The organism is Halomicrobium urmianum, from assembly GCF_020217425.1.
GTDB lineage: Archaea > Halobacteriota > Halobacteria > Halobacteriales > Haloarculaceae > Halomicrobium > Halomicrobium urmianum.
Genome location: NZ_CP084090.1, coordinates 176,401 through 193,562, shown reverse-complemented (window position 1 = coordinate 193,562; position 17,162 = coordinate 176,401). Strand labels below are relative to the sequence as shown.

Annotated in this window: 12 protein-coding genes; 3 read left to right on the top strand and 9 right to left on the bottom strand. The window is 70.1% G+C overall.

Translation table 11 applies throughout. The features are described from left to right. The first annotated feature begins 32 nt into the window (after positions 1-32). Entirely contained in the window at positions 33-2,705 is a 2,673-nt protein-coding gene (locus LCY71_RS00960) for a hypothetical protein (RefSeq protein ID WP_225334499.1), read from the top strand. Then, a complete protein-coding gene (locus tag LCY71_RS00955; RefSeq protein ID WP_225334498.1) occupies positions 2,702-3,007 on the top strand; it encodes a DUF3892 domain-containing protein in 306 nt (101 codons plus the stop codon). The genes LCY71_RS00960 and LCY71_RS00955 overlap by 4 nt, the downstream gene beginning before the upstream one ends. Positions 3,008-3,186: 179 nt before the next feature. Here the strand turns inward: LCY71_RS00955 and LCY71_RS00950 are convergent, their stop codons facing one another. Further along, positions 3,187-4,077 carry a DMT family transporter gene (locus tag LCY71_RS00950; protein WP_225334497.1) on the bottom strand — a complete coding sequence of 297 codons (891 nt, stop codon included), beginning with the start codon at positions 4,075-4,077 and terminating at the stop codon, positions 3,187-3,189. A 317-nt stretch (positions 4,078-4,394) separates the two neighbouring features. Here LCY71_RS00950 and LCY71_RS00945 point away from each other — a divergent pair, with 317 nt between their 5' ends. After that, positions 4,395-6,395, top strand: a complete 2,001-nt coding sequence (locus tag LCY71_RS00945; protein ID WP_225334496.1) for an AMP-dependent synthetase/ligase — start codon at positions 4,395-4,397, stop codon at positions 6,393-6,395. Positions 6,396-6,612: 217 nt separating this feature from the next. On the opposite strand, the gene LCY71_RS00940 is transcribed toward LCY71_RS00945, so the two are convergent. The 8 genes from LCY71_RS00940 to LCY71_RS00905 all read right to left on the bottom strand — a co-directional run bounded on the left by LCY71_RS00940 (position 6,613) and on the right by LCY71_RS00905 (position 16,859). Then, positions 6,613-6,930 (bottom strand): DUF7521 family protein, encoded by a 318-nt coding sequence (locus LCY71_RS00940; RefSeq protein ID WP_225334495.1) that lies wholly within the window; start codon positions 6,928-6,930, stop codon positions 6,613-6,615. Position 6,931: 1 nt separating this feature from the next. Continuing rightward, positions 6,932-7,291 (bottom strand): winged helix-turn-helix domain-containing protein, encoded by a 360-nt coding sequence (locus tag LCY71_RS00935; RefSeq protein ID WP_225334494.1) that lies wholly within the window; start codon positions 7,289-7,291, stop codon positions 6,932-6,934. An 80-nt stretch (positions 7,292-7,371) separates the two neighbouring features. Beyond that, positions 7,372-8,601, bottom strand: coding sequence for a hypothetical protein (locus tag LCY71_RS00930; RefSeq protein ID WP_225334493.1), 1,230 nt, complete (start codon positions 8,599-8,601; stop codon positions 7,372-7,374). Positions 8,602-8,755: 154 nt separating this feature from the next. Beyond that, complete coding sequence (locus tag LCY71_RS00925) at positions 8,756-9,136, bottom strand: secondary thiamine-phosphate synthase enzyme YjbQ (RefSeq protein WP_225334492.1); 381 nt, start codon at positions 9,134-9,136, stop codon at positions 8,756-8,758. A 37-nt stretch (positions 9,137-9,173) separates the two neighbouring features. Beyond that, positions 9,174-11,201, bottom strand: coding sequence for a SpoVR family protein (locus LCY71_RS00920; protein ID WP_225334491.1), 2,028 nt, complete (start codon positions 11,199-11,201; stop codon positions 9,174-9,176). Continuing rightward, positions 11,198-12,514 carry a YeaH/YhbH family protein gene (locus LCY71_RS00915; RefSeq protein ID WP_225334490.1) on the bottom strand — a complete coding sequence of 439 codons (1,317 nt, stop codon included), beginning with the start codon at positions 12,512-12,514 and terminating at the stop codon, positions 11,198-11,200. Before LCY71_RS00915 ends, LCY71_RS00920 begins: the two co-directional genes overlap by 4 nt. Continuing rightward, positions 12,505-14,787 carry a PrkA family serine protein kinase gene (locus LCY71_RS00910; RefSeq protein ID WP_225334489.1) on the bottom strand — a complete coding sequence of 761 codons (2,283 nt, stop codon included), beginning with the start codon at positions 14,785-14,787 and terminating at the stop codon, positions 12,505-12,507. The genes LCY71_RS00915 and LCY71_RS00910 overlap by 10 nt, the downstream gene beginning before the upstream one ends. Further along, complete coding sequence (locus LCY71_RS00905; RefSeq protein ID WP_225334488.1) at positions 14,787-16,859, bottom strand: PrkA family serine protein kinase; 2,073 nt, start codon at positions 16,857-16,859, stop codon at positions 14,787-14,789. Before LCY71_RS00905 ends, LCY71_RS00910 begins: the two co-directional genes overlap by 1 nt. Between the last annotated feature and the right edge of the window lie 303 nt (positions 16,860-17,162).

Here is a 17,162-nt window from a genome sequence, read left to right as displayed (position 1 = left end):
ACCGATCGACGGGTGGTGCGGGGCGACGGGACGTGGCACGGGACGCATCGGACGGCGAGGGAACTGGACTCGCGGCGGACGACGGAGCGCAGGTGCTGGCCGCGGGTCTCGACGAAGCGCAGGCACAGACGCTCGCGGAAGCGCTGTCGCACTCCGGCGTTACGGCCCGGGCCGTCCGGGTCGTCGCGGACGGCGGCCGGGAGAAATCCGACGAGTCGGCGGGGAAGAGCGGAGCGACCGACGAGGGGAAGCGGGACGCCGACACCCGGGAAGGCTGGACTGGCGGGTTCCGGAACCGGCCCGACCAGTACCGGTTCTGGCTGCGCGGCGGCGAGTCGGCGACCTTCCGACGGCCGCAGTTCTTCGACGAGCGGGCCGACGCCGCGGCGACCTGGCGGGTCGACGGCGAGGCCGCCGCCGAGGGCGACGTCTTCGAGTACGAGGCCGACGAGTACGGCCGCCACGAGGTCGTCCTCGAGTACGACGGCCGGCGGATCCGCCGGGTCGTCGACGTCGGCGTCGGCGGCGACACGCTGCTCGACCCCGACGAGGACGTGCTCTTCCTGATCGTCCTGAAGTTCCGGGGGAAGGTGTACGTCCTCCCGGTCCACGTCGGGAGCGAGCGCGTCGACCTCTCGGACCGGCGGGAGGCCGTCGTCGAGGAGTTCGAGGACGGCGAACCGTCCTCGTACGACTTCGCCCACCGGCAGAACGAAACCTGGGAGGAGTCGATCCTCGAGGCCCCGACGCTCGACTACGGGGCGATCGAGGAGGGGGTCTACGCCCGATACGACGGCGAACTGTACTACCTGGGCGAGCAGAAGGCCGTTACTGAGTCGGCGGAGGCCCTGAAGGAGGCGCTGGCCAACGACGCCGACGCCGCGTCGCTCGAGGAGGCCAGGCCCGGGGACGTGTATCGCGAACTACTGGACGTCGTCGAGGCCTTCGACGAGGAGCGCCTGGACGTCGGCCGCGGCGACTTCGTGGGCCCGCCCGACTGGGCGGACGGCGGCGTCTTCGAGCGCTGGGTCGGTCGGACCGTGGCGCCGCTGTTCGACCACTTCGGCGATCACGCGAACGCCTGGGGCGTCGATCCCCGCCGCGAGCGCGCCGGCGTCATGTTCGGGTACAACGTCCAGAACTTCACGCTCAGCACCCGCTTCGCCGACGCGGGCCTCGGCGTGTACCGCCAGTACGTCGACATGCTCGGGTTCGGTCGGGATCGCCCCGGTCGCGCCGGCGACGGCAGGCGCGGGGTCGGCGCTGACGGCAGGCGCGGAATCGGACCCGACCGCGGACGGGGACTCGGCCCCGGCGGCTTCGGCTTCGGCGGCGAGCGCGGCCGGCAGTTCGAGTCCGGCGGTGGCCGCGTCCCCGTCTCGGGGATGCTCTCCGACGGCGGCGGCTTCACGCTGGGGTTCGACCGCGGGACCGGACGCGGGCGGATGATGAACGACGGCGCGCGCCAGAGCGAGGGCGGCGGCACGACCGACTGGGGCGAGGCCCAGCCCGGCGACTCGACGCCGAGCGGTCACGTGGAGCGGGTCGACGAGAACCCGTCGGGCGACGCCGACCGGCGCGTCCACGTCAACAACACGGAGGACGAGAACACGCCCGGCAAGATCGTCTTCGTCTACGAGGACAGGGGCGAGTCGGCCGGTGAGTCACAGGAAGAGCAGTACGAAGAGGACCCGGCGAGCGACCCAACGTCCGGCGACGGAGAGTCGACCGGCGACGGGGAATCGACGGGGGACGGCGAGTCGACCGGCGACGGGGAATCCACTGGAGACGGCGAGTCGGGCGGCGACGGACAGCCCGGCTCCGGCGGGGAGGAACCGAGCGGCGGATCGGACGGTGGCACCGACGGCGAGGGGAGCGACGGCGGGGACAGCGAGCCCGGCGGGGCGGGCGAAGCGGGGACCACGCCGGCCGACGGCGGCGGGGGCGGCACGATGGGTCCGTCCGGCGGCGGACTGCCGCGGGAGGGCGGCGACGGCGAGGGGCGAGGCGGAGAGGGCGACCGCGGCGAGGGCAGGGGCGAAGGTGGGGAGGGCGAGGGCCGCGAGCGGGGCGGTCGCCTCCCGTTCGGCCGCATCGACGGCATGAGTGGCGGCTGTCGCGGCGGCGGGTACACCGACCCCAGCCCTCACAGGGAGTCGGCCAGCCTCGCCGCCGACTCCGGCGGCACGTTCGGCGCCTTCCTCGGGACCGTCTGTCCGATGGGCCCGGAGAGCGTCGCCGCCGTCGCCCGACAGGTCCCGCGCGAGGCGCGCGGCCAGGCGCCGCCCGTCGGCGCCGAGCAGGTCGTCGTGGACATGATCGACGCGCTGACCGCGCCGGACTACGGCCACCCCACGGGCGGGCCCGGAACGGGCGTCGACGTCCGCGGGTTCAGCGAGACCCGATCCGGAATCGCACCCGGGCGGAGCGGCGGGCAGGCGGTCAGCGACGGCGGGGCCGGCCGAGAGACGACCACGATCTTCCAGATCGGCGACGGGTCCGCCGCCGCCGCGATGGGGATGGACAGCAGCGAGCGCCTCGTCGGTGCCGTCGGGGGCCACTCGACGAAGGGTCTGTTCGGCTTCACGGACACAGTGGGCGTCGAGGCCGAGCGCGCGGCGGCGACGTCTGACGGTGAGACGACCGTCGGCCCCAAAGAGCGAGCGCAGTTGCTGGAGCGACTGGAGGGACTGCTGGACCGATGACCGGGACCTGGGCCGACTTCGTGATCACCGGCGTCCGCTACGCCGATGACGGCGACCACGTCGCCGCGCTGCGGCGCCACACCGACGACGGCGAGCGGCTCTCGCCACCGGCGACTGTCGACCGATCCGCCGCGATCGAGTTGATCCGCCTCGGGTACGACTACTGTACGGCAATCGAACGCGAGGACCGGTTCCATCGCGGCGGCGACGTGACCCTCGTGAACGCCGGCGACGACCCCTACCTCAGGACCGACGGCACCGAAACGGCCGCCGACAACTTCGGCGAGTTGCCCGAGTTCTGAGTGCGTCGCCGTCCTCCCTCGTCTCCGTCGCCCCCGGCGCCGTTCTGCTGCATCACCGCTGGCGTTCGTCCGCGTGCGCGACGGGAAGCCGGACGGCTCCGACCATAGCGCAGTTTACGCGACGTGGGTCCACGCCCCGTGGGCCGTCGCCGGTCCCCTCGCGAACGGGGCGGACTCCCCTATCCGCGCAGGACGAGGACGACGCCCACGACGAGCACGGCGACCGCCGCGCCCAGCCGGACGGTCACCCGCTCCTCGCTCTGGACGAAGAGGGCCGATCCGACGAGGACGACCAGCGGACTCGCCCCGAGAATCGGCGCGACCACGGAGACGGGCGCCCGGTCGAGCGCGGCGAGGTACGCCCCGAGGTACACCGTGTTGGCCAGCCCGGCGAGGGCGAGCCACCGATTGCGGCCGACCCGGAGGCGTCGCCCGCTGCGGAGCCGGCGCCAGCCGAGGTAGAGCCCGAACGCGGCGGCCGCCGCGAGGACGCGGACGGTCACGCCGACGAGCGACGGCGTCCCCGCACCGAGCCCGACCGCGGTGAAGATGGGGTCGATCCCCAGCACCAGGGCCGCGGCCAGCGGGAAGCGGAGGTCGGCCAGCGCCCGTCGTCCGGCCGCGGTCGCGGGGCTCGCGCGGGCGTCCCAGGACACCGCCACGGCGCCGCCGACGAGGAGGGCGACGCCGGCGATCAGCGACGGCGTCAGCGACTCCCGGAGCCAGACGACGGCGCCGACGACGGCCACCAGCGGGAACGTCGACTTCAGCGGCTCCGCCCTGCTGGCGCCCAGCCGCTCGATTCCGACGAAGAGCGCGAACCGGGCCAGCAGCGACCCCAGGATGCCTCCGGCGGCGAAGGCGGCGGTCGACATCGGCGTGAGCCCGAGGTCGTCGCCGTAGAGAATCGTCGTCGCCGGGACCAGCACCGCCAGGTTAATCGCGAAGATGACGGCGACGACGTCGGTGACCGTCCGCGTCCGCGTCCCGAGCCGGACCGCGAGGCTCTGGATCGCCACCGCGACCGTCGCGACCGTCGCGAGCCCGATTCCGATCGACGTCGCCGACATACTGATCGCTCCCGTTCGTTGGAGGGAGCACCGACTGTTGAATCTGCTGGCGTCCACGCGAGCGTAGCGAGCGTGGGCTCGCTGGAGCTGTGCTCCAGCGGCGTCCTGACGAGCGTAGCGAGTCAGGGCTCGGGAGACGACCAGCGGGAGTCTCCCGGCGTCCGGCCGAACTGTGTGAGGCCAGGCTCGACAGACGAGCACAGCGAGTCTGTCGGCGCGGGCCGAGGCGACGACGTGTCGTCCCGCCGGCGGCGCCCGTCCGGGCGGCGACCGCCGTTCCCCCACGTATTTCACGGCCGTCCGCCTAGCTACCCAACATGTCAGATGCCGAGCCCAGCGACCAGGGCGAGGGCGCGCCCGCGGCCCCCGACGGGACGATTCCGGAGCTGTTCGAGGCGAGCGCTGACCGGGCGGCCGGCCGCGCCGCGCAGCTGTACAAGGGCGTCGGCGGTCGCTCGCTGACCGGGACCGCGATCGAGCGGCCGCTCCGGGGCGAGTACGGGGCGCTCACCTACGAGGATGCGCGGTCGGTCGTCCGCCGGCTGGCGGCCGGCTTCCGCGACCTGGGCGTCGAGCCCGGTGACCGGATGGCTATCTACGCGGACACACGCATGGAGTGGGCGCTGACCGACTTCGCCCTGCTGGCCGCCGGCGCGGTCGTGACGACCGTCTACACGGGCGCCTCGACGGAGCAGGTGCGACACCTGCTGGCCGATCCCGGCGCGAGCGGCGTCGTGGTCGGCGGCGCCGAGCAGCTGGAGCGGGTCCGCGCGGTCGAGGACGACCTGCCGGTCGAGCTCGCCGTGGCGATGGACGACGTCGACGGAGACGAGAGGACGCTGGCGGACGTCTACGAGCGCGGCGAGGCGGCCTACGACGAGGCGACCTACCAGTCCTGGCTCGCGGAGCGGGACCCCTCGGACCTGGCCAGCCTCGTGTACACGTCGGGGACGACGGGCGAGCCCAAGGGCGTGCGGCTCACGCACCGCAACTTCCGGGCCAACGTCGACCAGATGTACCGCCGACTCGGGCCCGACGCCGACCGCGGTCCTGACACCCCTGCGCTCTCGGCCGACACGACGACGATCTCCGTTCTGCCGCTGGCGCACGTCTTCGAGCGCCTCGTGGGTCACTTCCTGATGTTCGGTGCCGGCGCGACGGTGGGCTACGCGGAGTCGCCGGCGACGTTCGCCGACGACCTCGCCGCGATCCGACCGAACGCCGGCGCGAGCGTCCCCCGCCTCTACGAGCGCCTCTTGGACGGGATGCGCGAGCGGGCCGGCGAGTCGCCGCTGGGCGAGCGGGTCTTCTCGTGGGCGGTCGACGTCGCCCGCGAGTGGGCGCGAGCCGACGACCCCGGGCCGTGGCTGCGGGCCCGCCGCGCCGTCGCCGACCGCCTGGTCTACGGCGACGTGCGCGAGGCGCTGGGCGGCGACCTCGAGTTCATGATCAGCGGCGGCGGGAGCCTCCCGAAAGCCCTCTGCGAGACCTACGTCGGGATGGGCGTGCCGATTCTGGAGGGGTACGGCCTCACCGAGGCGTCCCCGGTCGTCTCGGTCAACCCGCCCGACGACGTCCGCCCGGGGACGCTGGGGCCGCCGGTCCCCGGTGTCGACGTCCGGATCGACGCGTCGGTCGTCGACGCCGACGACTTCGACGCCGACGGCGAGGTGGGCGAGCTGCTCGTCCGCGGCCCGAACGTCACCGACGGCTACTGGAACCGCCCGGAGGCCACAGCCGAGGCGTTCACCGACGAGGCTCCAGCCGTCGCGGCGACCGTCGAGTCCGACGGCGGGCCGGCCAGCCGTGATTCAGAGGGGAACGATGGCGGCGCCTGGCTCCACACGGGCGACCTCATCGAGCGGACCGCGGACGACTACCTGGTCTTCCACGACCGACTGACCGACCTGCTCGTGCTCTCGACGGGGAAGAACGTCGCACCCCGGCCGGTCGAGGACGCGCTCGCGACGAGCGACCGGATCGACCAGACCATGCTCGTCGGCGACGGCCGCAGCAGCGTCGGCGCGCTGATCGTCCCCAACGCCGCGGCGGCCCGGCGGTGGGGCGAGCGCGAGGGGCTGGCCCTGCCCGACGACCGCGCGGCGCTGTGTCGCGACGAGCGCGTCCGCGAGTGGGTCGGCGAGGCAGTCGCCGACGTCAACGCCGACCTCGACCGGCCGGCGAAGGTCCGCGAGTTCGCCCTCGTCGCCGGCCCGTGGACTCCGGAGAACGGCCTGCTCACGCCGTCGCTGAAGAAGCGCCGCGGGGCGATTCGGGGGGAGCACGCCGACGCGCTGGATCGGATCTACGGGGAGTGAGCGGCGACGCGGCGGATGGAAGCCACGGAGGGGGCGGCGACGCCCGACGGTGCCGGCGACGCCGCGGAGGGTGGATGGAAGCGTCAGCGGGCGAGGGGAGTGGAGGGGAACGTCAGCGGGGCGATGGGCGTGGAGGGCGTCAGCGGGCGAGGGGAGTGGAGGGGAACGTCAACGGGGACCGAGCGACGGGAACGTCAGCGGAGCGGCCGGGGTCGGATCACTCCCGGGTCGCGACGCGCAGCGAGTACGCGATCGTGACGAGCCCGGTCAGCTGGAGGACCCGGACCAGGAGGCGGAACACGTTCTGGTAGCGGACCGGGACGACCCGGAAGGTGATGAGCCCCTGGCCGACGAGCGCCGTGATGTAGGTGACTCCGAACAGGAGGATCATCCCGATCGAGAGGTACCGCATCGAGGGGTCGTCGTTGCGACGCAGGCCGCGGTAGGCGTGGCCGCCGATGTAGAGGCCGACGAGGGCCGACCCGGTCGCCGCGGCGCCGGCCGCGAGGCCGACGGCCGAGGTGAACCCGATCATCTCAGAAGTTCCCCCACATTCTGGAGAGCTCGTCGGCGACGTCGTCGCCGGCCCGGTCGACCGTCCAGTCCAGCACCCCGTCGCTGATCGTCAGCTCGAACCGGTCGAGCGCGGAGACGTACACGGTCTCGTGGTGGCCGTCGCTGCGGGGCCGGGTGCGCTCCTCGAGGAGATTCAGGTCGCGCAGGTCGTCGACCCGCCGGTAGATCGAGGACACCGAGAGGTCGCAGCGATCGGCCAGTTCCTTCGCCGACAGCGGTTCCGCGCTCGTCGCGACGAGGATCGACCGGACGTGCTCGTCGTCCAGCAGCGCGACGACGTCGGCAAGGTCGGCGTCCTCGCTCACAGCGTCCTCTGTCATACGTGGGGGAAATAACTTGCTCTCGGCCGGCCGAAGTCGCGAGGCGTCCGGACAGACCCCGTTCGGGCGCGCGATCGCGCTCATCTGCTCCCCTCCAGCGGATAGTGGAACAGGGTGAGCGAGCCGATACCCTCGGTGCCGTACTCCAGTTGCACGCCCGCTGCGTCCGGGCTGTCGCTCAGGTCGATCGTCGCCTCGTCGCCCGGTTCGACAGCGCCACCACCGGTCCAGAGCGGTGTCTTCTCGATCTCGCCGTAGTCGTCGGTCGAGTCGACGTCGTACCACAGCAGGTCGGCGTCGACCGCCTCGCCGGCCTCGTGGCGGATCGTCACGGTCCGCGCCTCGGCGTCGAAGGAGCCGCCCCAGGTGACCTGCGGCGGATCGCGGATCGGATCGCGGTCGCGGTCCGGCGCCAGCGGGACGCGCGCCTCGACCGTGGCGTGGCGGCCGTCGACCGCGACGTCGGGCGTCTCCGCCTTGGACGTGAGTTCGTGCGGCTGGTCCTCGAGGACGCGCCTGATCCGCTCCGCGGAGATGGTCCGCCCCTCGGGATACCGCTCGATCAGGACCTGATACGCGGCGTCGCTGATCCTGAAGGCGTCCGCGCCCATCTCCGCGCGCTCGGTGACAAGTCCGGGGTGGCCGCCGCCGACGAATAGCATTCGGCTTGCGCCGACCGCGTCGGTGACCGCCGCGAAGGCGTCGTCGGCCTCGTGGTACCGCTCGACGTCGCCGCGCCCCGCGTCGACGGTCGCCTCCAGATTCGCCGCGCGGTGGTGTTCGGCGCTCGTCCAGACGATCGCGCCGTCGCGGACCGCCGCCCGTCGCGATACGTCCGACCGGGCGTACAGGTCGTAGTCGCGGTAGGACCCGTCCGGTTCGTAGCCGGTCTCCGCGAGCGTCGACGCGACCTCGCCGGCGGCGAACTCGGCCTCGATCACCGTCGCGAGGTTGGTGTTGACGAGTCGGTCGTAACGCTCGTATCCGATCCCGAAGTAGTCCAGTTCGGCGATCGTGAAGCCCCTGCGAGCCACGAACTCCTCGGGGACTGGGCCGTCGAACGGACCGGGCTCGGCGTAGGTGATCAGCCAGTCGTCGTCGGTCTCGACGACCGACTGCGCCGGGAGCCACCGCCGGTAGTCCGGCGGGCCGGCGTCGGGGACGTCCACTCGCCCGTACGAGGGTTTGCTGCCGAGCGGCGGGATGCTGGTACACCCCGCCGCGCTCGTCGTCAGGGTCGCGGCGGCCGCCGCGCCCGCCCTGAGGAGGGCGCGACGCGTCGGCCGGGAGGGCTCGTCTGCTGGTGGCATCTGCGCACTCGAACGACCGTCCTCCGCCCCCTTTATACCGGCCAGTCGACCGCGCACCGGCGCAGACCGACGAAGAATTTAAATACCAATTAGTAGCCAACCGGGTGTGTCCCGCGTCAGACCGATACCCGGACGGAACTGTGGCGAGCGCGTATCACGACCGGACCTCGACCGTCCGGGTCCGCGGACCGTCGCACTCGACGAGCAGGATCGACTGCCAGGTTCCGAGGCCGAGATCGCCCTCACTGACGGGCACTGTCTCGCTCGCGCCCACGAGCAGCGAGCGCAGGTGGGAGTCCGCGTTGCCGTCCAGTTCGTCGTGGTCCCACCCCTCGTCGGGCACCAGGTCGGCGAGCATCGCCTCGTAGTCGCCCAGCAGGCGCGACTCGGCCTCGTTGACGGCGACGCCGGCGGTGGTGTGCCGGGAGAAGACGGTCGCCGTGCCGTCGGCGTCGTCGGGGAGCGCCTCGCGGACCCTGTCGGTCACGTCGACGACCTGCAGCCGGCGGTCGGTCTCGACGGTGAACGTGGACATGCGCGTTCGTTCGCGGCGAGAGCGGAAAAAACGGCGGTTACGCCAGCCACTCGTCGGGCTTCGTGTCGTAGTCGACGTCGTCGGCCGCGAGGTGCTCGACGGCCGACCAGTCGACCTGCTCGACCGTGACCGCCTCGCCGTCATAGCGGAGGCGCTTGCCGACCTCCTCGGGCTCGGGCTCGCGGTCGCGCCGGCGGGCGACCTCGACGTCGTGTTCGTCGTACTCCTTGTCGATGGTCAGTAGGTTGACGGGGCGGCCCCACAGCTCGAAGACGCGCTCGAGCGTGTCCTTGGCCTGCTCCACGTCCAGCACGACGCCGTTGTACTGGTGGGTCAACAGTAGCTCGTTCCGGTTGCGGTAGTTGCCGTCCGCGACGGTGATGGTGGGCTTGCCGAAGTTGGTGAACTGCAGCAGGAGCTTCTTCTTGACGTCGGCGGCTTCCGTCGAGGTGGCGCGGTACTCGTCGGACGCGCGGGTGTACTCGTAGGTGAAGTAGTTGTGCTCGTCGACGAACTCCTGGGTGAGGAACTCGTCGAGGAAGGTCACGTCGTTGTGGCTCTCGCGGATCTCGCGCATCCGGTCCCAGCCGCGGGCGTAGTCGACGTCGGCGACCGCGTCCTCGACCGAGTCGTAGCGGGCGTCGTCGAACATGTACCGGGAGATCCGCTCCAGCTCGTTCTGGCTGATCCGGGAGACGAACCCGCGGTACTGGGGCTTGACCAGCGAGTAGTGGCGCTCGACCAGCCCGTCGTAGGTCAGCACCTTCCAGGGGTACTGCTCGACGTCGACGTCGCCGTCCCGAGCCGTGGCCAGGGTCTCCGCGTCGACTCTGGGGTCGTCCGGGTCGAGTTCGTCCAGGTGACCGGGGACGTCCACCAGCCGCGGTTCCGGTTCGAGCAGCTCCTGGACCCGCTCGAAGTCGATCACGTCCTGGAAGTTGCGCCAGGTGATGCCCTCGACCCGCAGGAGCCGCTCGACGACCTCGCGCCGGTTGACGGAGTTCTCGACGTACTCCCACAGCTCCTTGCCGAGCTTGTAGGGGTTGAGGCCGGGCGAGCCCAGCACCCGGGCCTGGTGCTCGGCGTAGAGGAGGAACTCGTCGTCGCCGGCGAAGTTCTCCTCGCCCATCATCATCGACTCCCAGTAGGCGGCCCAGCCCTCGTTGAGCACCTTCGTCATCTTCTGGGGGGCGAAGTAGTACGACTCCCGGCGGAGGATCTCCAGTATCTCCCGCTGCCAGTCCGCCATCTCGACGGCCTTGCCGGCCTCGTCGTCGTACTGACGGCCGTGTTTGCGGAGGAAGGCCAGCAGGTCCTCCTCGGGCTCCTCGGGGAAGGTCACGGCCTCCTCGTCGTCGCGCTGGGCGTCGAGCCACTCGTCGTCGAACACCTGGTGGCGGACCTCCTCGGACAGCTCCAGATCCTCGAGCTGGTCGGCGACGTCGGCCAGTTCCTCGTCGGAGCGGCCGTCCTCGCCGTCGACCTGGACCCGGACGTAGGGCTGGTGCTGGTCGATGTTGTCCTCCAGGCAGAGGACGTGGTCGATCCACTTCTCGACCTCGCTGCGGTCGATCTCTGGGTCCTGCATGTACTCCTCGATGGCCTCGCTGTGGCGTGCGAGCATCGCGGAGGCGTCGGGGCCGCGGCCGTCGCCGCCCCGCTCGACGCCGCGGTCGGTGAACAGGCCGAACCACTCGTTGTTGGCGAAGAAGTCGGCGTGGGCCTCGACGTGGGTGATCACGGCCTTCTGGTCGGCCAGTTCGTTGGACTCCTGGAGGAAGGCGTGGGCGGGGTCGTCGTTGTTGACGATCTCGAAGGCCTTGCCGCCGAGGAACTGGCCCTGCTTGCGTTGGCGGTCGTACTTCATCCCCCAGCGCCAGTGCGGGTACCGCTGCTGGAACCCGCCGTAGGCGATCAGCTCGTTCATCTCGTCGTAGTCGACGATCCAGTAGTTGACCGGGTACGGCGACAGGCCCAGCCGCTCGGCCAGGTTCGCGGCCTCGTCGACCGGCTCTTCGAGTCCGTCGGCGATCCGCTGTTTGCGGACGTGATCGTCGGTGCTCATTGGTCTTCCTCCTCGGTGCTGAGGATCTCGTAGATCGCGTCGACGACGTCCGCCGGGCTGGAGACGTAGGTGACGGCCACGTCGTCGGCCCCGCGGAAGTGGCGCTCGACCTCCTCGGCGTGGGTGGCGTTGATCGCGTTGCCGGAGGGCTGGGTCTCCACGTAGGCGTGGAGGTTCGCGGGGATCTCCTCCATCATGGGGATGACCCGCTCCTCGGTGTCGTTGCTGGAGTTCTCGGAGTCGCCCGCGGCGAACACGTAGCGGTTCCAGTCGCTCCAGGGGTACTCCTCCTCCAGCCGCTGGGCGGCCACCTCGTAGGCGCTGGAGATGCGCGTCCCGCCGCCGCTGCGGATGCCGAAGAAATCGTCGCGTTCGACCTCCCAGGCCTCCGCGTCGTGGGCGATGTAGACGAACTCGGCGTTGTCGTACTTCCCCTGCAGGTACCAGTCGAGCGGGGTGAACGTCCGCTCGACCAGTTCCCGCTTCTTCTTGCGCATCGACCCGGAGACGTCGCGGATGTTGACCACGACGACGTTCTTCTCGCGCTCCTCGACGATCTCGGGGTAGCGGTAGCGCTCGTCCTCGCGGCGGAAGGGGATCTGGTCGACGCCCTCCCGGCGGATGCGAGCGGCGGTGTCGGTCCGCTCGACCTCGGCCTCCATCTCCTCGATGCTGTCCCACTCGGCGCGCTCCTCGCGGGGGATCTCCTCGTAGGCATCGTCGAGCCACGGCTTGGAGACGGGGATGGCCTCGTCGCGGGCCCACTCGAAGACGCTGGCGGGACCCCAGCCGTCGACCTTCAGCGCCTCGCGGACGTAGTCCCGGTCGAAGTCCATCGCCAGCTTGCGCTTGAGTCCCTGCTTGAACAGGCGCTCGAAGTCTAGCGTCGACGAGGGACCGGTCCGGGTGATGTCCGTGAAGTCGCCCTCCGTCTCCTCGACGACCGTCTTGCCCTTGGGGTCGAGGTCGAGCCCGAGTTGCTCGTCCAGCTCCTGGGCGAACTCCTCGGGATCCATCTCGTAGTACTCGTGGTCCGCGCCCTCCTCGCCGGGGTCGCCGTCCTCGTCGCCGTCGCCGGGCTCGGGGTCGCCGACGGGCTGGCCGGGCTCGGGCTGGCCGCCCTGGCCCTGGCCGACGCCGCCCATGTCGCGCTGGTCGTAGGCGAACTCCGGCAGGTCCACGATCTTGATCGGGATCTGCACGGAGTCCTGGCGGCTCTGGCCGAGGTCGCCGTACTGGATGAACTCGGCGAGGTCCTGGCGGCGGTTCTCGCCCACCTCCCGGTACCGCTCGAGGTCGTCTCTCAGTCCCATCTGTAGCTCACCTGGCTCATGACGTGGCGGCTGGTCAGCTCGGCCGAGGCCTCGCTGTAGTCGAACATGTCCTGCATGTTCCGGACGGTCTTGGCCTTGAGGTCGGCTGTCTCGGTGCCGCTGGGCGGGTCGTCCCACTGGCGCGGGTCGAAGTCCTCGTAGGTCCGCTTGACGTCGTCCCAGTCGTGGCTGCCCAGCACCGTCTCGATGACGGGGATCTCCTTGGGGTTGACGTCGGCGACGCGGAACTCGTCGTCGCGCTGGCGCCAGGCGTGGCGGTTCAGCGCCGTGATGATCTTGTCCGTCCGGAACTGCCTGACGGCCTCGTCGGGGTCGTTGCCGTCGTAGTTGGCCTCGGTGAAGCGGCCGAGGTGCTCGACCTCGAACACCTTCATCGTCAGCGGGTCGGGGTCGACGTACTCGCCGCGCTCGTTCTCGATCTGTTCGTCGGACTCCCAGGCGTAGACGTGCTCGATGTACTCCTCGACGGTCTCGACGTCGACGCGCTTGTCGCGCATGACGGCGTCCAGGACGTCCGACTCCTGCTCGGCGAAGACGTGGTTCTTGACGGGAACGACGCGCTCCTCGAACTCGGCGGCCTCGCCGGGCGAGAACACCGGCGCGGTGTCCAGCCGCTCGGCCATCTCGTTGAGCACGTCGCGGGGCATGATGACGTCCTCGACGGGCAGGTCCGGGTGGTGGCGGTCGCGCTCCTCGTGGAGCAGGTCGGCGACGACGTCACGCGTGAAGGTCACGGGGATGCCGCCCTCGCCGTCGTCGGCGTCGTCGGCGAACTCGAAGTCCTCGACGTCGATGCGCTCGTCGCCCTCCTGGAGGTAGCCGCGGTCGAACAGCAGGGCCTTGTCCACCAGGTCGAGGCCGGCCGGAATCGCCTGGCCGTCGAGCCGCGAGGCGACGGCGTACAGCGCCGCCGCCTCAACGGTGTGGGGAGCCAGTTCCATGTCGGAGACCGCCGCGCTGGAGTCCCGCACCTGGACGGTCAGCGGCTCCTGGATCCACGACTCCATCTCGTCCCAGGAGTCCGCCTGCCAGACGGCCGTCTCGTTGGTCAGCTCCCGGCGCAGCAGCTCCGCCTCCAGCGAGAGGTTCGTCAGGTACGAGAACTCCCGCTTGTCGAGGCGTCGCTTCAGCGCCTTCAGCGGGTCCTGGCCCTCGCGGTCGGCGTGCTGGTTGAGCCGCGCCTCCAGGTCGGGGTTGGAGATGATGATCAGCTGGGTGTCGATGTCCATCCCGATGCCCTTGTCCAGCTTGACGTGGCCCTCGTCGGGCACGTTCAGCAGCTTCTGAAGCAGGTCGGCGTGCTGGGCGGCGTCCTCGACCACGGTGAGGAGGCCGTTGCCCTGCGAGAGGACCCCGTCGTAGCTGAACGCCTGCGGGTTCTTCCGTCCGCGGGAGTCCAGTTCGCGGAGCATGCCGTGCATCCACGAGCCGACGAGCCGCTCCTTGGGGCTGCCCTCGTCCTCGGAGTGCAGGACGCCAATGCCCTGCCCGACGTCGACGACGAAGTTCTTCACGCGCAGGTGCTCGGGCCCCGTCACCGCCGAGAAGAGGTCCTCGACGCCCTCGCGGCGGTACTGCTCCTCGAGGTAGTCGTAGGCCTCCCTGGAGAAGGGGTCGAGCTTGCCCTCGACGTGGACGTCGACGTGGTCGTCGAGGCGCTCGTTGAGCTCCGCCAGCAGCTCCTCGCGGACCTCCTCTGGGAACACGGCCAGCGGGTGGACCTGGACGGGGCTCTCGTACCAGTCATCCTCGTCCTCGACCGGGTTGTCCGCGTAGGTGAGCCCGGCGTCCGCCGAGCCCGCCGCGGCGACGTTCCATTCGACCGTGTAGCGCCGGCCCTCGGGCGTCTTCGAGTACTCCCGCAGGCCGTTGATGAGGCAGCGCTTGAGCTCGGACTTGCCGGTCGCCGTCGGCCCCTCGAGCCAGATGATCTTCTCGTCCTTGCCGCGGCCGGCGGCGATGGACCGCAGGTCGTCGACGAGCCCGTTGAGCACCTCGGTGTTGCCGAGGATGGCGTGCTCGCCGTCGTTGTGGGGGTCGTCGAAGAAGCGGTAGCGCTCCTTCTCCTCGCCCTCCTCGATAACGGTGCGGGTGCCGGCCTCCTCGATGGCGTCCAGCAGGTACTTCGCGGCGTGGGAGGCCAGTTCCGGCTGCTCCAGGACGCTCTCGACGTACGCCGACAGGGGCATCGGCTCCTCGTAGGTCCGGTCGAGCGTGTCGTCGGCGCGGTCGATGTACTCCTCGGCTGTCATCAGTCTTCCATCTCGCTTTTGGCGACCTCGGCGCCGGCGAACTCGAGCACCTCCTTCGCGCCCTCCTCGGAGTAGCCCTGCTCGATGAGCGCGTCGATCCACTCGTTGCGCTCGTCGTCGTCCATCTCGCCGCTGGAGACCAGCGCCGAGAAGTTGATGTTGTGCTTCTTGTCCTCCCAGAGCTTCCGCTCCAGCGCGCGACGCAGGCGGTCGTTGTCCTGCGGGTTGAACGTGTCGCCCTCGCGGGCCCGGCGGGAGACCCAGTTGCTCACTTCCTGGCGGAAGTCGTCCTTGCGGTCCTCCGGCAGGTCCAGTTTCTCCTCGACGCTGCGGAGGAACTGCTCGTCGGGCTCCTGCTCGCGACCCGTGAGTTCGTCCTCGACGGTGTCGTCGTCGATGTAGGCCATCACGTGGTCCATGTACTTCTCGCCCTGGCGCTGGATCTCGTCGACGTCGTAGGCCAGCGCGTGGCGCACGTCCTCGATGGCCCGCTCCTTGTACTCCTCGCGGACGAGTTCGAGGTAGCGGTAGTAGGTCTCGAACTCCTCCTCGGCGATGGAGCCGTGGTTCTCCAAGTTCTCCTCGAAGTGGTTGAACGTGGTCAGCGGCGAGAGGAACTGCCGGTCGCGGTGCATCGAGTCCATGATCGCCTCCGCGATCTCGTCGCCGATGAACCGGGCGGAGACGCCGTTCATGCCCTCACCGACGTCGGCCTTGTCGGCGGCCTCCTCGCGGAGCTTCTTGACGTCGACGTCGTCGGCCTCGCCGATCTCGCCGTTGTAGGCCTTGGCCTTCTGGAGGAGGTCGACTGCCTCGGCGTCGGGCTCCTCGACGCGCGTGAGGACGCCGAACAGGCCGGCCATCTCTAGGGTGTGGGGCTCGACCTGGATGTCCGGCAGGTCGGCGTTTTTCAGCATCTTCTCGTAGATCTTGGCCTCCTCCTCGTACTGGAGGACGTACGGGAAGTCGATCCGCTTGGTCCGGTCGTTGAACGCCTCCATCTTCTCGTCGCCCTTCTTGTCCCGGTACTCGGGCATGTTGGTGCGCCCGACGATCACCTGGTCGATGTCGATCCGGGGGTTGTTCTTGGGCTTGATCGTCTGCTCCTGGGTCGCGTGCAGGAAGTCGTAGAGGAACTCCCGCTGGAGCTTCAGCAGCTCCTCGCCGGAGAAGATGCCCCGGTTGGCGTTACAGAACGCCCCGGAGTAGTCGAACGCCCGCGGGTCGCTCTCGCCGTAGATGGCGATCTTCGAGTAGTTGACGTCGCCGGTCAGCTCCGTCTCGTCTTGGTTCTTCTTGTCCTTGGGCTCGAAGGTCTCGACGGCGCGGCGCTGGTTCTCGTCGGCCACGAGGCGGACGACCTCGACGTGGTCGTTCAGGACGGCCTGGAGGTCGTCGTCGTAGTGGGCCAGCAGCCTGTCCATGTAGAACTCGCTGGCCGGGTCCAGCGCCTGCTCGTTGCGGATGGTGTAGGGCGCGTCGAGCTCCTCGTTGACGTCCTCGATGACGCGGTCCCGCTGCTCCTGGGGGAGGAGCACGAGCGGGTCCTGGTTCATCGGCGAGCGGACGACGTCGTCGGCCGGGTCCTGATCCGGGATGACGTCGCAGAGGTTCGTCCACCGGAAGGTGTACATCCGCCCCTCCTCGCGCTGGGTGTAGTCCTCGAAGTACCGGCGGACCTGCCGGTCGAAGTCGGACTTGCCGGAGCCGACCGGCCCCAGGAGGAGCTTGATCCGCTTCTCGGGACCCAGTCCGCGGGCCCCCGACTTCACCTTGTTGACGAACTCGTGCATCGCCTCGTGGATGTTGCGCCCGTAGAACGTGTTCTCGCCGTCGTGTAACGGGTCCTCCGAGGCGAGCTTGTACTCCACGACGCCGGTGTCCTCGTCGTACTCCGTGCCGTAGTAGTCGAACATGTCGGCAACGCGCTGGTGCGCGTTGCGTGCGATCCTCGGATCGTCGTACAGCTGCTCGAGGTACCAGTCGAACGAGTGGGTCGTTCGGAGGTCGGCGGGAATCGCGTCCTGGTACTCCGCGCTCAGCTCTTCGAGAGTCTCTTTGGTGCCTGTCATACTATCACGGACGGTTCGAGTCGTGACCTGGCGTCGGTGCCAGTCGCGGTCGCGCCGCACACCACGGGTGCAGTTCCGCTACACCGGACGCTCCGCGCACGGGCGCCAGCGGGCGCGTCGCCCGGGCGACCGGGCGCAGGTTGCTCGGTGGTTGCCATGTGTTTCCACGTACCACCCTCGGTCGCGGGGACACCCCTCCCGGCGGGTGATACCAGGGATCGGAACTGCTTCCGATAGTATTTATTGTGTGGGGCCTGTGAACGTATAACCCTTTCTCCGACCCGGAGGTAGCGGCGGATATCT

Coding starts and splice junctions, on each gene's coding strand:
- LCY71_RS00955 (WP_225334498.1), top strand. CDS start 2,702: ATGACCGGGACCTGGGCCGACTTCGTGATCACCGGCGTCCGCTACGCC.
- LCY71_RS00950 (WP_225334497.1), bottom strand. CDS start 4,077: ATGTCGGCGACGTCGATCGGAATCGGGCTCGCGACGGTCGCGACGGTC.
- LCY71_RS00945 (WP_225334496.1), top strand. CDS start 4,395: ATGTCAGATGCCGAGCCCAGCGACCAGGGCGAGGGCGCGCCCGCGGCC.
- LCY71_RS00940 (WP_225334495.1), bottom strand. CDS start 6,930: ATGATCGGGTTCACCTCGGCCGTCGGCCTCGCGGCCGGCGCCGCGGCG.
- LCY71_RS00935 (WP_225334494.1), bottom strand. CDS start 7,291: ATGACAGAGGACGCTGTGAGCGAGGACGCCGACCTTGCCGACGTCGTC.
- LCY71_RS00930 (WP_225334493.1), bottom strand. CDS start 8,601: ATGCCACCAGCAGACGAGCCCTCCCGGCCGACGCGTCGCGCCCTCCTC.
- LCY71_RS00925 (WP_225334492.1), bottom strand. CDS start 9,136: ATGTCCACGTTCACCGTCGAGACCGACCGCCGGCTGCAGGTCGTCGAC.
- LCY71_RS00920 (WP_225334491.1), bottom strand. CDS start 11,201: ATGAGCACCGACGATCACGTCCGCAAACAGCGGATCGCCGACGGACTC.
- LCY71_RS00915 (WP_225334490.1), bottom strand. CDS start 12,514: ATGGGACTGAGAGACGACCTCGAGCGGTACCGGGAGGTGGGCGAGAAC.
- LCY71_RS00910 (WP_225334489.1), bottom strand. CDS start 14,787: ATGACAGCCGAGGAGTACATCGACCGCGCCGACGACACGCTCGACCGG.
- LCY71_RS00905 (WP_225334488.1), bottom strand. CDS start 16,859: ATGACAGGCACCAAAGAGACTCTCGAAGAGCTGAGCGCGGAGTACCAG.